Annotated in this window: 12 protein-coding genes; 5 read left to right on the top strand and 7 right to left on the bottom strand. The window is 71.8% G+C overall.

What is annotated here, in order from left to right; all coding sequences use genetic code 11:
• Nucleotides 1-64: 64 nt before the first annotated feature.
• The 4 genes from D6718_02980 to D6718_02995 all read right to left on the bottom strand — a co-directional run bounded on the left by D6718_02980 (nt 65) and on the right by D6718_02995 (nt 3,680).
• Nucleotides 65-1,636: an AMP-dependent synthetase gene (locus D6718_02980; GenBank protein RMG47646.1), complete on the bottom strand. Its 1,572-nt coding sequence runs from the start codon at nt 1,634-1,636 to the stop codon at nt 65-67.
• 1 nt (nt 1,637) lies between these two features.
• Nucleotides 1,638-1,889, bottom strand: a complete 252-nt coding sequence (locus tag D6718_02985; protein ID RMG47647.1) for an acyl carrier protein — start codon at nt 1,887-1,889, stop codon at nt 1,638-1,640.
• Nucleotides 1,890-1,974: 85 nt separating this feature from the next.
• Nucleotides 1,975-3,300: a phosphomannomutase/phosphoglucomutase gene (locus tag D6718_02990; protein ID RMG47648.1), complete on the bottom strand. Its 1,326-nt coding sequence runs from the start codon at nt 3,298-3,300 to the stop codon at nt 1,975-1,977.
• Nucleotides 3,297-3,680, bottom strand: a complete 384-nt coding sequence (locus tag D6718_02995) for a cupin domain-containing protein (GenBank protein ID RMG47649.1) — start codon at nt 3,678-3,680, stop codon at nt 3,297-3,299. Before D6718_02995 ends, D6718_02990 begins: the two co-directional genes overlap by 4 nt.
• Before the next feature lie 317 nt (nt 3,681-3,997).
• On the opposite strand from D6718_02995, the gene D6718_03000 reads away from it, so the two are divergent.
• Genes D6718_03000 through D6718_03015 form a run of 4 tightly spaced genes read left to right on the top strand, consistent with a single transcriptional unit; the run spans nt 3,998 to nt 9,211 of the window.
• Nucleotides 3,998-5,872, top strand: coding sequence for a hypothetical protein (locus D6718_03000; protein ID RMG47650.1), 1,875 nt, complete (start codon nt 3,998-4,000; stop codon nt 5,870-5,872).
• Complete coding sequence (locus D6718_03005) at nt 5,869-6,633, top strand: hypothetical protein (protein ID RMG47651.1); 765 nt, start codon at nt 5,869-5,871, stop codon at nt 6,631-6,633. Before D6718_03000 ends, D6718_03005 begins: the two co-directional genes overlap by 4 nt.
• 43 nt (nt 6,634-6,676) lie before the next feature.
• Complete coding sequence (locus D6718_03010) at nt 6,677-7,795, top strand: PAS domain-containing protein (protein ID RMG47652.1); 1,119 nt, start codon at nt 6,677-6,679, stop codon at nt 7,793-7,795.
• Between the two features lie 24 nt (nt 7,796-7,819).
• On the top strand, nt 7,820-9,211 hold the full coding sequence (locus D6718_03015; GenBank protein ID RMG47653.1) for a sigma-54-dependent Fis family transcriptional regulator: 1,392 nt from the start codon (nt 7,820-7,822) through the stop codon (nt 9,209-9,211).
• A gap of 7 nt (nt 9,212-9,218) precedes the next feature.
• On the opposite strand, the gene D6718_03020 is transcribed toward D6718_03015, so the two are convergent.
• Together D6718_03020 and D6718_03025 are read right to left on the bottom strand one after the other, a co-directional pair.
• Complete coding sequence (locus D6718_03020; GenBank protein ID RMG47654.1) at nt 9,219-11,105, bottom strand: response regulator; 1,887 nt, start codon at nt 11,103-11,105, stop codon at nt 9,219-9,221.
• 136 nt (nt 11,106-11,241) lie between these two features.
• Entirely contained in the window at nt 11,242-12,474 is a 1,233-nt protein-coding gene (locus tag D6718_03025) for a DegT/DnrJ/EryC1/StrS family aminotransferase (GenBank protein RMG47655.1), read from the bottom strand.
• Between the two features lie 33 nt (nt 12,475-12,507).
• Here D6718_03025 and D6718_03030 point away from each other — a divergent pair, with 33 nt between their 5' ends.
• Complete coding sequence (locus D6718_03030; GenBank protein ID RMG47656.1) at nt 12,508-12,960, top strand: deaminase; 453 nt, start codon at nt 12,508-12,510, stop codon at nt 12,958-12,960.
• On the opposite strand, the gene D6718_03035 is transcribed toward D6718_03030, so the two are convergent.
• Nucleotides 12,948-14,759 carry a hypothetical protein gene (locus D6718_03035; protein ID RMG47657.1) on the bottom strand — a complete coding sequence of 604 codons (1,812 nt, stop codon included), beginning with the start codon at nt 14,757-14,759 and terminating at the stop codon, nt 12,948-12,950. The genes D6718_03030 and D6718_03035 overlap by 13 nt on opposite strands.
• Nucleotides 14,760-14,867: the final 108 nt, after the last annotated feature.

Genomic DNA, 14,867 nt, shown 5'->3' on the forward strand with positions numbered 1-14,867 from the left:
AGCTCCCCGGTGAGCGGCGGCTCGGGAAAACCGACCGAGGGCCGTGAGGCGGCGGTCCGGCGCATCATGACTCCGGAGAGGCGCCCCCGGCGGTTTCCCGCAGGCGCTGCTTCATGATCTTGCCCGCTTCGTTCTTCGGCAGCTCCCGGCACGCGACGATCGCCGCCGGCAGCTTGTAGGGGGGAAGGCGCCCGGCGAGACGCTTGCGGAGCGCGGCGGCGGCGCCCGGCCCCGCTCCGTCCTCGAAGACCACGAAGGCCCGGATGGCTTCGCCCAGCACCTCGTCCGGGACGCCGATGACCGCCGCCTCGACGACCGATTCGTCCTCGAGGATCGCCTCCTCGATCTCGCGGGCCGAGATCCGGTGGGCCCCCGACTTGATCATGTCCCGCAAGCGTCCCGTCACGTAGAGGAACCCTTCCTCGTCGAAATAGCCGAGATCTCCGGTCCGGTAGCGCCCGCGCGCGTCGAAGACCCGGGCTGTCTCCTCGGGGTCGTTCCAGTACCCGGCGAAGATGTTCGAACCGCGGGCGACGATCTCGCCGATTTCACCCGGGGCGGCCGCCGAGCCGTCCTCGCGGACGACCTCGAGTTCCACGTTGGGAATCGCCTTCCCCACCGACCCGATCTTCCGCGGGAGCTCGGCCGGGTCGAGGTAGCTGAGCCGCGCGGAGGCCTCGGTCGCCCCGTACATCACGAAGATCTTCTTGCCGGGGAGGGCCTCGATGAGGCGCCGCGTCAGCGCGGCACTCATCGGGCCGCCGGCCTGCGTGACGTAACGCAGGTGCGGGAGCTCCCGGCGGGCGAGGTCGGTGCGCCGGAGGAGGACGGCGAAAGTGGACGGGACGCCGGCGAATCCGGTGCAGCGTTCCCGTTCCAGCGTTTCGAGAGCGGTGACCGGGAACATGAACCGATTCTCGATCACCACCGTTGCCCCGACCGCTGCGTGGGTGTTGAGCAGCGTCTTGCCGTACACGTAGTGGAACGGCAGCACCGCCAGCACCCGGTCGTCCGCCCTCAGGCCGAGATAAGCGACGATCGACCGCGTGTTGGACATCAGGTTCAGGTGCCGGAGCATGGCCCCGCGGGGAGTCCCCGTGCTTCCCGAGGTGTAGACGATCGATGCCAGGTCGAGATCGATGACCGGCACGTCAGGCGGGCCCTCCCGTGCCTCCATCACCTCCCGGAGAGGAAGCGGCGCGATCCCCGCCGGGAGCTCGGCCTCCTCCGCCTCCTCGACCAACGCCAGGCGCGGGCGCTCCCGCCGGGCGAGCCGCCCCAGCGCCCGGCCCAGGCGGCTTCCGAAACCCGGCCCGGCGACCACCGCGCGCGGCGAGCAGTCGGCGAGCACGCGGACGAGATCCTCCTCCGCCGCGGCGGTGTTGAGCGGGACCACGGCGGCTCCGGCCCTCAGTGCCCCGTAGTAAGCCGACACGTAGGCACGCGAATTCCGGGCGAGCAGCGCCACGCGGTCCCCCCGCCGGACCCCCCCGCGGTGGAGGGCGGCGGCGACCGCGTGCGCCGCGCGCGCGATCGTCCCGTAGGAGGACGTCCCGTCGGCTTCGACCAGGAAGGGAGCGTCGGGACGCGCCGCCGCCGCGCGTTCGAGCAGATGATGGACCAGGTACGGGTCCATCTCAGGCCGGCCTCCTTCGCGTCACCAGCCTGACGAGACCCTCGAGAGTTTCGAAGTTCTCGGCGACCAGCTCGTCGTCGGCCAGGCGAAAGCCGAATCGCGCTTCGATCTCGTCGACCAGGGCCAGCACGCCCACCGAGTCGAGGCCCGCCTCGGCGAGCGGACGCCCCTCGGGCCATCCGGCGGGCAGCGCCGCCGGCAGCACGCGGTTCAGGATCTCGACGAGCGCAGCGCGGGTCGCGTCGTGCGGCATGGCCGGGCTCCCTATACGGTGAACATGGGTCCGTGTCAGCGATCGCGGCCGCTCTTCCGGATCGGCGGGCGCCGGCGTCCCGCCGTCATCCGCGGATGATCGCCAGCAGCTCGTCCCGCTTCGCTTCCATCAGTTCCCGGGTGTTCGCTTCGAGCACGAGCCGGAGCACCGGCTCGGTGTTGGAGGGGCGGACGTTGAACCACCAATCCTCGAAGGAGACCTTCAGTCCGTCGAGATGGCTGATCTCGCCCGAGGCGTACCGCCGCTCCAGCTCCTCGATGATCTTCCGGGGATCCGCCACCTTCGAGTTGATCTCGCCGCTCGAGACGTAGCGGCGGAGCGGTGCGACGAGGCGAGACAGCGGCTCTCCCCGGGCGGCCAGGATGTTCAGGATGCGGAACAGGGCGAGAAAGGTGTTCTCCGCGTACGAGGACTCCTTGAAGTAGAAATGGCCGGACAGCTCGCCCGCGAAGACACCACCCTCGCGACGCAAGGCCTGCTTGATGAAGGCGTGCCCCACGCGGCACTCGACGGCGCGCCCACCGGCCCTCTCGATCTCTTCGCGGACCACGCGGGAACTCCGGAGGTCGTGGAGAATGGTCGCGCCCGGCTCGTGGGCCAGGATGTCCTGGGCGATGAGCGCCGTCACCAGGTCGGCGGTCAGGATCGTTCCCGTTTCGTCGACGAAAAAGCAGCGGTCCGCATCGCCGTCGAGCCCGACCCCGAGGTCGGCGCCCCTTTCGACCACGGTCCGGCGCAGATCCTCGAGTGTGCTGAAGTCGAGGGGATTGGCGGGGTGGTGCGGGAAAGAGTCGTCCGGCTCGAAGTAAAGCGGCACGATCCGGAACGGGATGTCGCGTTTCATCAGCTCGCCGTAGTCCAGACCGCCCATCCCGTTCCCCGCATCGACCACCACCTGGAACGGCCGATCCGCCTCCAGGGCTTCGAGCGAGAAGTCGACGAAGCGGGCGCGGGGCGCGTCCTCGGCGAGGCCCCCGCGCACGGGCGCCGGCGCGGCCCCGTCCTCCTCGGCCAGCCGTGCGATCTCCTGGAGCCCGTTCGCCGCCCCGATCGGCAGGGCCCCCTCGCGGCAGATCTTCAGTCCATTGTCCGGCGGCGGGTTGTGGGAGGCGGTCACGGAGACCGAGCAGGCGAAGTCGCGCCCGGCGAAGTAGACGAGGGGTGACGAGGCGAGTCCGATCGCGGTGACATCGACCCCGCCGTCGCGCAGTCCCTCGATGACGCCCTGCGCCAGCTCGGGAGAGCTGCGCCTCATGTCGTGCCCGACGAGCGCGTCGCGGCAGCCGAGAAAAGCCGCGATCGCCCGGCCGATGCGTCGCGTCACCTCGCCATCGATCTCGTCGGGGTAGGCGCCCCGGACGTCGTAGGCCTTGAAGATCGCCCGATTCAACGCTCCTCCTTCCCCCCCGACCGTCCGAAATCGTCCTCGACCCGCACGACGTCGTCGAGCTCCGGCGTGCTCGCCTCGAGGATCTCCAGTCGTTCGATCGCCTCGATGCGATGCACCGTCCCCGGGCGCACGTGCACGACGTCGCCGGGCCCGATCTCCCCCCTCCGCTCTCCGAGCGTGACGCGGGCTCGGCCCGCGAGCACGATCCACGCTTCTTCCTTCTGCCGGTGGTACTGGAGCGAGAGGCGGTGCCCCTGCTCGACGACGAGCCGCTTGAGGACCACCCGGTCGCCGACGGCCAACCAGTCCTCTCGTCCCCACGGCTTGTCGACGACACGCACCGGCGGGTGCGCAACCGGGCGGGCCTCGTTCTCTCTCATCGAGCCAACTCCCGACCGCCGGCACAGCGCCGGGCGGCGCCCATTGTGGCACGCGCCCGTCCGGCACGGCGGCCACCCCGGGACGTGCCGCCGGTTGCGATATCGTAACCGGCCCGCGTGCGGGCGGGATCCGCCGCGCGGCGATCGGCCGCACCCGCCGGGGGTTCGGAGGAGGCGGAGGCCGGCCGCACCGGTGGCGCGCTCCTTGCATCCCCGGCCTTCCGGCTGGGTCGAGCCAGGAGCTTCAGGGGCAGCGCGCGAGGCCCTCCGGAGGGACTGGGCACGGACCGGGCCCAGGGGGCGACGGAGGAGAGCGGATGCGGGAACACCCCTCGCCATGGGGCGGGCGCCGCGCCTGGGCGGCCGCGGTGGCCCTTTCGCTGGCGGGCCCCGTGTGGGCCGGGACGATGGATCTCCGCTGGGACCCGGTTCCGGACGCCGACCTCGCCGGCTACCGGGTCTACTACGGCCTCGCCCCGGGCTCGCACGACAACGTCCTCGATGCGGGCAAGGCGACGCAGGCGACGCTGTCCGGCCTCGCGGACTGCACGCTCTGGTACGCCGCCGTCCGCGCGTACGACACGGGCGGTCTCGAGAGCGTGGACGACAGCAACACGGTGCGCGGCTGGCCGCGCCCGGAGGTCGCGTCCGTCACGCCGGGCGAGATCCGCCAGGGGGAAACGGTCACCTTCACCGTCACCGGGGTGAACTTCGATCCCGGCGATTCCCAGGATCCCGGTCATCCCCCCGCCCGCGTGAAGCTCTCGCACCCCGGCCTGTCGGTGATCTCCACCCGCGTCGCGGGGTGCCGCCAGCTCGAGGTGACCGTCCAGGCGGCGCCCGACGCGGCGACGACGACCTCCGATCTGACCGTCCTCAACCCCGACATCACGTACTCCCAGCCCGACCTGCACCCATGGGTGTTCGGCACGCTCGCCGGCGCCATCACGGTGGTGGCCGCGGACTCGGGAGACACCACGCCGCCGTCGGTCGTGTCCACCGACCCGGCGGCAGGGACATCCGGGGTGGCGACCACCGTGCATCCCGCGGTGACCTTCAGCGAAGCGGTCGATCCCGCGACGGTGACCGCGCGGACGGTTCGGCTCGTCGATGCCGATGGCGCGGAGGTGGCGCAGGCCACGGGATCGCCCCAGGTCTCCGGTGCCGTGGTGACGATCGTCCCGGCGCGGCCCCTGGCCGGCGGAGCCTCGTACCACATCGAGGTCTCCGGGGGAACCGGCGGCGTCGCCGACCTCGCCGGCAACCCGATGGCCAGCGACTTCGTCCAGTCCCCGCCCTTCACCACGGCCGGATCCGGCGGGCCGCCCCCGCCGTCCGGACCGCCGGTCGTGACGGGCAGCGACCCGGCGGCGGACGACTACGGGGTGCTCCGGACGCGCTCCACCGTCACCGTCACGTTCGACCGGGACATGAGCCCGCTGTTCGGCGCGCTCACGGCGGAGGAGCTGCGGGCGGCGTTCGCCGTCGAGATTTCCGGCCGCGATCTGGCCCAGGCGCCGACCTCGCCACGCCTGTCGGCCGACGGCCGCACCGTGGCGATCGACCTCGTGGAGCCGCTCGAAGCGGGCGCCGCCTACGCCACGGAGGTCCGGCTCGCAGGTCCGGAGATGCGGGCTCGCCTCGAGCCGCACGGTCTTTCGGACTATCTCATGCCGCGTGTGTGGTCGACCCGCCCCGCGTGGCGTGTGGAGGGCGGGTTCGTCTCCTCGTCCTGGTACGACCCGATGTCGGGCGAGAGCGGCCCCCTCGCACCGGGCGCCCGCAGCCTCGACCCCGGCAACACGGGCATCCCGGCGAGCGCCGAGTTCCGGATCACCTTCGCCGAGCCGGTGACCCCGGAATCGGCGGTGCCCGGCGTGTTCGAGCTCGCCGTGAGCGCCGGCCGGCGCATGGAGGTCCTCGAACTGACGACGCCGTTCCCGACCCGCGACGGGGGGCGAACCGTCGTCCTCCGTCCGACGGCCGCCATGCCCTCCGGCCGCCGGGCCCGCATCACCGTCCGGACCGGTCCCCACGGCGTCCAGCTCTCGGGAGCTTCGGGGACCCACGGCCTGGCGGGCGGCCAGCCGATCGTCGTCCAGTTGGCGACCGAGGTGGGTGCCAGCGCCGCCGACGCCGGATTCGGCGTCACGATTCCGCGGCCGACCCGTGGAAGCGGAGGTGGACAATGAAGTGCGCGCGCGCTGCCGGGCTCGCGGCGGTCCTGGCGTGGTTCGCGCTTCCGGCCGCGATGGCCGGTGAGCTGGCCCTCGAGTGGCCGCCGAGCGGCGACGAGCTCACGGCGGGCTACGACGTCGAGCTGCTCGACGAGGACGGGACGATCCTGCGGACGTTCGACGCGGGACGCGCGACCACGGTCCGGCTCCGCGGTCTTGCGGACGGACGCCGCTACGGGGTCCGCGTGCGGCCGTACGACATCTGGGGGAACCGCGCGCGGGAGGCGACCCGGACCCTCGTCACGATGCCGGAACCGAGGATCGAGGCGCTGGAAGGCCGTCTCGAGCCGGGTCGATGGGTGCTCGTCACCCTTCGCGGTTCCAACTTCGACGACGGCGCGGTGGTGCTCAGCCGGCGGGCGGGCTTGACGGCGGGCGACGTGACGGTGATCGATTCGGAGCGGCTCCTGGTCGAGCTCCGCGCCGAGCCCGGCGTCCCCGCGCCGGGCCCCGGAGATCTGCTCGTCGTGAATCCGGTCCGGCGCGCTCCTTCCTACCTCGCCGCCCGGCCGGAGCTGCTCGACGTCGACCGGTCGGGCCGGGTGGATGCGGCCGACCTCGAGGCCGTTCTGGAAGCGTTCGGAACGGTGCGGGAGGATCCGGACTACCGGCCGCAGCTCGATCCGAACGGCGACGGGGTGATCGACGGCGAGGATGCCGGACTGATCCGGGCGAGGCTCGCCCAGGGCGGCGACACGCTCCCTTCCGCGCCTTGACCCCCACCCTCCGGGCGCCGAGATTCGGCACGTGGAGACTCCCGTGACGGGTGGCACCGCGGTTCGCGCAGCGGCCGCCGTCGACGACGCCTACTTCCGGCGGCTGGTGGAGGGGATGCGTTGCGGCCTCCTCACCGTCGATCGGGGCGGCCGCATCCTGACCATCAACGCGCTGGCGCGCCAGATCCTGGATCTCGACGATGAGGATCCCATCGAGGGGATGCCCGTCCGCCAGGCCCTCGCGCGCCATCCGCGGCTGGCCGAGGTCCTCCTCGATGCCCTGGAGATGTCGCACCTGCCGAACCGTGCGGAGCTGGAGATCCGCTCCCGGGAGGACGACGGCAAGACGATCGGCTTCACCATCAGCCCGATCCCGGGCGACGATGGAGAGGCCGCCGGGATCGGCCTGTTTTTCAAGGATCTCACCCACGTCGAGCGGCTCGAAGAGCAGGAGAAGCTGCGCGACCGCCTGGCGGCGCTCGGGCAGATGGGGGCCAGCCTCGCGCACGAGATCCGGAACCCGCTCGCCTCGATCGAGGTCACCGTCGGACTTCTCCGGCGCCGCCTCCGGGACCGGCCGGAGGAGCTGCGTCTGGTGGAGAAGATCGTCTCCGACGTGGCGCGAGTGAACCGCATCGTGTCGGAGGGGCTGGAGTTCGCCCGGCCGGTGGCGCCGGAGTGGGCCCCGCACGAGGTGAGCTCGCTGCTCGAGCGCGCGGTGGAGGAGGCCTCGGCGCGTTTCGGCCCGCATCGGGTCGAGGTGGAGCGTGATTACGAGCCGGCGCTTCCCCCGGTCATCGTGGACGGCGGCCTGATCCGCCAGATGCTGGTGAACATCGTTCTCAACGCATTCGAGGCGATGGAAGGCCGCGGCCGGCTGCGGTTGGAGGTCCGGGGCCTCGCCCGGCCCGGACAAGACCCGGCAGCCGTGGAGATCAGGATCGCCGACGACGGCCCCGGGATCCAGGACGAGGTGAGGGAAAAGATCTTCTATCCCTTCGTCACGTCGAAACGGAACGGGTCCGGCCTCGGCCTGCCGATGGCCCGCAAGATCGCAGAATGCCATCATGGCATGATAGACGTGATGGACGGCCCCGAAGGTGGGACGGTCTTCCGCATCCGGCTGCCGCGCACGCCCGACGGCCGGAAGACGGCCGGATAGCCAACGCTGGAGCGGGGGAGAGGGATGCGCAAGATCCTTGTCGCCGAGGACGAGCGGAACCTGCGCGAGGGCATCGCGGAGGCGTTCCGCGACGCCGGCCATGACGTCGTCGAGGCGGAGGACGGCCGGCAGGCGCTCGAGGCCATCGAGCGCGACTACTTCGACCTCGTGATCACCGACTACAAGATGCCCGGCCTGGACGGCCTCGAGCTTCTCCGCCGTGTGCGCCGGATCAACGAGACGACCGCGGTGATCATGATGACCGCCTACGGCACGGTCGAAGGTGCGGTCGAGGCCATGAGACTCGGCGCGTACGACTACATCCAGAAACCGTTCAATCTCGAGGAGCTCGAGCTGAAGGCGGAGCGGGCGCTGGAGCACCGCCGCCTGGTCTCGCAGCTCATGGCGATCGATCGGCGGGAGCTGGTCAGCACCTTCGACAACATGGTCGGCGAATCGCCGGCGATGCGGCGGATCTTCGATATCGTGGCCAAGGTCTCCCCTTCCAACGCCACGGTGCTCATCCTCGGGGAGACGGGCACGGGGAAGGAGCTGATCGCCGAAGCGATCCACCGCAACTCGGCGCGAAGGAACGGCCCGTTCGTCAAGATCAACTGTGCCGCGCTTCCCGAGAACCTGCTCGAGTCGGAACTCTTCGGCCACGAGAGGGGCGCGTTCACCGGAGCCGACCGCCAGCGGGCGGGGCGGTTCGAGCTGGCGAACGAGGGAACGCTGTTCCTCGACGAGATCGGGACCATGTCTCCCGGCACCCAGGCCAAGGTGCTGCGCGTCCTTCAGGAGAAGGAGTTCGAGCGGCTCGGAGGGACCCGCACCATCAAGTCGGACGTGAGGGTCATCGCGGCCACCAACTGCGATCTGGAGGAAGCGATCGAGAAGGGCGAGTTCCGGGAGGATCTCTACTACCGCCTGAACGTGGTGACCATCAGGATGCCCCCGCTGCGGGAGCGCAAGGAAGACATCATCCCGCTGGCCACTTTCTTCCTCCAGCGGTTCGCGACGGAGCTGAACAAGCCGATGCGCGGATTCGCTCCCGCGGCCCTGAGGCTGCTGACGCGGCACAACTGGCCCGGCAACATCCGCGAACTGGAGAACACGATCGAGCGGGCCGTGCTCATGGCGGACGGGGAGATCATCGAGCCGAAAGATCTCACCTTGGGGGCCCGCGAGGGGATGGACGAGCGCGGCCGCCGCGCGGCTGTCCTCCGTCTTCCGCCGGAGGGGATCGCCCTGGAGGAGCTCGAGAAGATGGCGATCCTCGAGGCTCTGCGGATGAACGACTGGGTCCAGAAGGACGCAGCGCGTTTTCTCGGGATCAGCAGCCGGGTGATGAACTACAAGATCCAGAAGTACGAGATCACCCACCCGCGGTGGGCCCGCAACCGCGCGCCCGTCTGACCGTTGCTCAGGCCGGCGCGGCCTCGGTGCGAAGCCGCTGCGCCGCGCCGTCGGCGGTGCGGGCGAGCTGCCGGTGCAGCACGGCCCGCAGCAGCTCGCGGTCGATCGGCTTCGTCAGGTAGTCGTCCATTCCGGCCTCGAGGCACCGCTCCCGGTCCCCGGCCATGGCGCTCGCGGTGATGGCCACGATCGGGACGCGCTCCATGCCCGACAAGGCCTCGTGGCGCCGGATCGCCCGCGCCGCCTCGTAGCCGTCCACGTGGGGCATGACGCAGTCCATCAGCACCACGTCGTACCGCCGCTCCTTGGCCAGACGCACCGCCTCCTTGCCGTCGGCGGCGGTGTCGACCCGGCAGCCGAGCCGATCCAGAAGCCTCCGGAGCATCTTGGCGTTGATCTCGTTGTCCTCGGCCAGCAGAACGCGCGTTCCGGCCAGCCCGGCCTCCGGCGGCGCGGCGGGCGTGTCGGCCTCGGCGGCGGGCCGCTGAGGGCCGAAGACGCACTCGCAGAGCGCCTCGCGGAGCTCCTCCAGGCGCACCGGGCGGGCGAGCCGGCGGTGGCCGGAGGGGACCATCTCGGGCACGAGGGATCGTTCGGGGACGACGACGACGAGCCTCGTCCGGTCGACCCCCAGCGCCCGGTGGTAGGGCACCGACGGATCGTCGGCGAGAAGGGCCTCGTCGGCGATCACCGCGTCGGGGGGGCTCGACTCGACCCGGGCCCGCGCCTCCTCCAAGGTCGGCGCCTGTTCGACCCGGAGGCCCCAGAAAGCGAGCCGTTCCGCGAGGATGTGGCGGGAGGGGGCGTGAGGGTCGGCGATCAGGACGCCCCGGCCCCGTAAGGGTGCGGGCAGGGCCGGCTCGCCGCCCGCTGCGGGCGCGGGAAGCCGCACGGTGAACGACACCGTCGTTCCCTGTCCGATCCGGCTCTCGGCCGTCAGCGAGCCGCCCATCAGCTCGACGATGCGGCGGCCGACCGAGAGGGCGAAACCGTCCCCCGTCCGGCTCGCCCGCCCCGCGCCCGGGCCGAACAGGCGGCGGAGCTTGCTGCGAGGCAGGCCGATGCCGGTGTCCTCCACCTCGAACCGGAGGATGGCCTCCCCGGACTCGGTCCGGCAGCCCTCCACGGCGAACAGCACATGCCCGGTGGCGGTGAGCTTGATCGCGTGCGCGCCGAGGGCGGCGAGGACCTGCCGGAGACGGTCGGGGTCCCCGACGACGATCTCAGGGGTTCCGGGAGCGAAACGGACCAGAACCCGCGGCCCGATCTCCCCGAGGCCCCGCGCCGTTTCGGCGGCCACCTCCTCCACGAGGCGGCGGAGGTTGAAACGCCGCGCCTCCAGCTCCAGGCCGTCGGCCTCGAGCCGAGCGTAGTCGAGCAGGCCGTTCACCGCCGACAGCAGGGCCCGGCCCGACTCCAGGATCGAGGCCGCGCACTCCCGCTGTTCGGGCCTGAGATCGCCGTCCAGCAGGAGCGTCGCCATTCCCATCACGCCGTTCAAGGGCACCCGGATTTCGCGGCTGAGCTCGGCCAGCATCCGGGCGCGCTCGGAGAGCGCGGCCTCCTTTCGCGCCAAGGCTCCGCGCAGCTCCGCGCATCGCGCCTCCAGCGCCGCCCGCTCGGACTCCCATCGCGCGCGATTCTCCTTCCAGAGGACCTCGACCCGCTCGACCAGCTCCTCGAGGCGGCGTGCGGGCGAGGCGTGCTCCGGCGGCACTCCGGCGAGCGCCGCCAGCCTCTCCGCCGCGCGCCGGACCCGGCCGTGCGGGAGGAGGCTCCGGAGCCGGGCGCCCACGCGGCGCAGCAGCGCGCCGGGGCCCCGGAAGCTACCGGATCGGGGTTGGGGCGGGGAGGGGGCCGGCCGGGGCGGTGTCGTGCTCGTCCTGTCCGACATGCGTCGTCCGTTCGAGAGCGTCCCGAGCGGTGATCCCCCGGGGCCAATATGGGTGGCCCAATCGGCACGCGCGAGCCGGGGGCCCGCTTCGGAACGGCTGCGGACCGGGGCGAACGCGTCCGGGCGGTGCTCCGGTTCAGCGCCGTGCCAGCGCGGCGGCGAGCGCCTCGGCCACCCGGTCCACCTCGCGCTCCCCGAGTCGGTTGTGGAAGGGCAGGGCGATCGTCCGCGCGGCCACCGACTCGGTGACGGGAAACATCCCTTCCCGGTAGCCGAAGCGCTCGCGATAGAAGGGTTGGAGGTGGATGGGGGGGAAGTAGGCCCGGCAGCCGATTCCCGCGGCGCGGAGACGCTCCAGGACGGCGTCGCGGCGTGCGGCGTCGGCAGGGGGCCGGAGCGCGACGACGTACACGAACCAGGACACGCGCGTGCCGGGCGGGGCCGGCGCCGGAAGCTCGATCTCCTCGATCCCCGCGAGGCGTTCCCGGTACAGGTCGAACACCCGCTGCCGCTGGGCGATGAAGTGCTCGAGCCGACGGAGCTGGCTCGATCCGAGCGCGCACAAGATGTCGGGGATCCGGTAATTCCATCCCAGCCGCTCATGGCAGAGCCACCGCCCGTCCGCCGCGCGGCCCTGGTTCCGGAGCGAGCGCAGGCGCGCGGCCAGGCCGGGATCGTCGGTGACGATCACGCCCCCCTCACCGGTCGTCATCTGTTTGTTGGGATAGAACGCGTACACCCCGGCGTCGCCGAACGTCCCGGCCATGCGGCCACCGATCCTGGTGCCCATCGCCTCGCACGAGTCCTCGATCACCCGGAGTCCTCTTCGCTCCGCGATCTCGAGGTACCGGGGCATCGGGCAGGGACGCCCGAAGACGTGCACCGGCAGGATCGCGCGCGTGCGGGGCGTGACCGCCGCCTCGGCGGCGGCCGGGTCGAGATCCCACGTCACCGGATCGATATCGGCGAAGCGCGGCCGGGCTCCTTCGAACAGGATGCAGTTCGCCGACGCGATGAAGGAGAACGGCGTGGTGATCACCTCGTCCCCCGGCCCGATGCCGAGCGCGTGGACCAGCAGGTGAAGACCCGCCGTTCCCGAGGAGACGGCCACCGCTTCGCGCGTTCCCGCGTACTCGGCCACCGCCCGCTCGAACTTCGCCAGCTCGGGCCCGAGGCTGAGCCGCCGCCCGCGCAGGACAGCGGTCACCGCGGCGATGTCCTCCTCGGAGATGTCGGGAGCCGACAGCGGGATCTGTTCCTTCACGGGGGCTGGTTCCTCCCGCCGGGGAGCGTCCGGCGGGGTAGGGTAGCAGCTCGGCCGGAGCCCCGGGTAACCGCCGGATACCGCCCGCCGGCGCCGGGTTACCATAGGCCGGGCCGGACCGGCGGCGGAGGGATTGCGATGTCCCGAGCGAGGGCCGACTGGAACACCTACTTCATGAACATCGCCCGGCAGGTCGCGACCCGCAGCACATGCGACCGCAAGCATGTGGGCGCGGTGATCGTCCGCGACAAGACGATCCTCTCCACCGGATACAACGGCTCCATCCGCGGCCTCGCCCACTGTGACGAAGTGGGCCATCTGATGGAGAACGGCCACTGTGTCCGGACGGTGCACGCCGAGGCCAACGCCGTGGCCCAGGCGGCCCGCCACGGCGTGTGCATCGACGGCGCCGAGATCTACATCACCGCGAGTCCGTGTTGGATCTGCTTCCGGCTGCTGGCGAACGCGGGAATCCGCCGGATCTACTACGGCGAGTTCTACCGGGACGCGCGGATCCTCGAGTTCGCCCGGGAGGCGGGGATCGAACTCGTCGACCTCACCGGCGGCGGGGACGGCGATCAGTCGAGGTAGCCGAGACTCCTCAGCCGCTCGAAATCGCCCTCCTCCATCCGGCCCCGCACCTTCTCCGCCTTCCGCGCCGGCCAGCGCTTCATCCACGCCGCCCACACGGCTCTCAGGCGGGCCGCGGTCGCCGCGTGTTCCGCGAGAACGCTGCGAGTCTCCTCCGGATCCGTACGGAGGTCGAACAGCGACGTGAAGCGCACGGGGCTGGACGACACGTACAGCTTGAACTCACCGTCGCGAACGGCGTGCGCCACCAGTCGCCGGCGCGCGATTTCCATCACGACCGGAACGGCCGCGGGCTTCTCGCCGCGCGCGAGGGGCAGCAGGCTCCGGCCGGCCGACGCGGCGGGAACCCCCACCCCGGCGGCCTCGAGGAGGGTCGGCCCGACGTCGAGGAGGCTGACCGGCCGATCGACCCGCCGGACGGTCGCCGTTCCGGGGATCAGCAGCAGGAGCGGAATGCGCACCTCCTGCTCGTACAGCCCGTTGCCGTGTCCCATCATGCCCCGCTCGAGGAGCGACTCTCCGTGGTCGGCGGTGAACGCGATCACCCAATCCCCGGCGGCGCCGAGGCCGCGGACCAGTTCTCCGACGGCGGCGTCGACGGCCGCGATCTCGCTGTCGTACAGGGCGACGAGGGCGCGCCGCTCCGATTCGTCGCGCCGGAGCCGGGGGTCGCCCCGCAACTCGGTCAGCGGCCGCCCCGCCCAATCGGCCACCCTGAGGCCGGCCGCGAACCGATCGATCCACGGAGAGCGAGCGCGGTACGGATCGTGCGGATCCATGTAGTGGACCCAGAGGAACAGCGGGCGGTCCCTTCCGAGCTGGCGCGCCAGTTCGAGCGCCGCCTCCGTCGCCTCCTCCGCGGGAGCCCAGTACCGCCGCTCGAAGCGTTCGAACCCCTGGGCGAATCCTGTCTGGGGCGAGAGATGGATGTTGGTCGACACGCCGGCCGTCGCGTAACCCGCGGCGGCGAACGCCTCCGCCAGCGTCCGGAGCTCCGGCGCCAGGCGGTCTTGCTCGACGAGCCGGTGGTGGCGGACGGTGCCGTTCACCACTCCGTGGGCGTGCGGCGGCAGCGAGGTGAACAGGGACGCCATCGCGGGAGGCGTCCAGGAGGAGGCGGAATAGGTGGCGGCGAAAACCGTCCCGCGCCGAGCGAGCCGCTCGAGGTTCGGCGTCGTGCGCACCGCGTAGCCGTTGAACGAGCAGTGGTCCGCCCGCAGCGTGTCGACCGTGACGAGGAGCACGTTCGGCCGCGCCGGCGCCGCTCCCGCGACGGGCGCGGCGACGAGCACCAGTGCCAGAAAGGCGCTGCGCACGGGACGTCTCCGGTCGGCCCCCGGGCCGCGGCTTCGCCACCATACCACGCGGCAGGCGCCGGGGACGCGCGGGGGCGGTCCGGCGCCCGCCCGTTGCGGCCGGCCTCGGCGCTTGACGCCGGCGCCTGGGCCCAGGATGATCGGCGGCCGCTCGCCCTCGCGGGCGGGTGCAGGAGAGACGCCGTGAAGATCACCGACGCGCTGCTGGGCGAACACGGGGCTTTCTACGCGCTGTTCGACCGGATCGAATCGAGGCTGGGCTCCGATCCCGGCTCCGCGGGGCCGCTCGCCGAGCTTCTCGCGGCGGCGCTCCTGCCGCACGCGCGGATCGAGAACGATCACCTCTTCGCCGCCCTCGAGCCCACCATGGGGCCGGCCGGGCCGCTGGCGGTGATGCGGGCGGAGCACGACGAGATCGAAGGAGCGGTGAACCGGGCCGCCAGCGAGGCGGACGCGGAAGTGGCCCGCGGGCTGCTCCTGCACGCCATCTCGGTGGCGCGCGAGCACTTCGCCAAGGAAGAGCAGGTTCTGTTTCCGATGGCGACCCAGGCGCTCGGCGAGGACAAGCTGGAGGAACTCGGCCGGGTCTGG

This window comes from Acidobacteriota bacterium (assembly GCA_003696075.1).
Classification (GTDB): domain Bacteria; phylum Acidobacteriota; class Polarisedimenticolia; order J045; family J045; genus J045.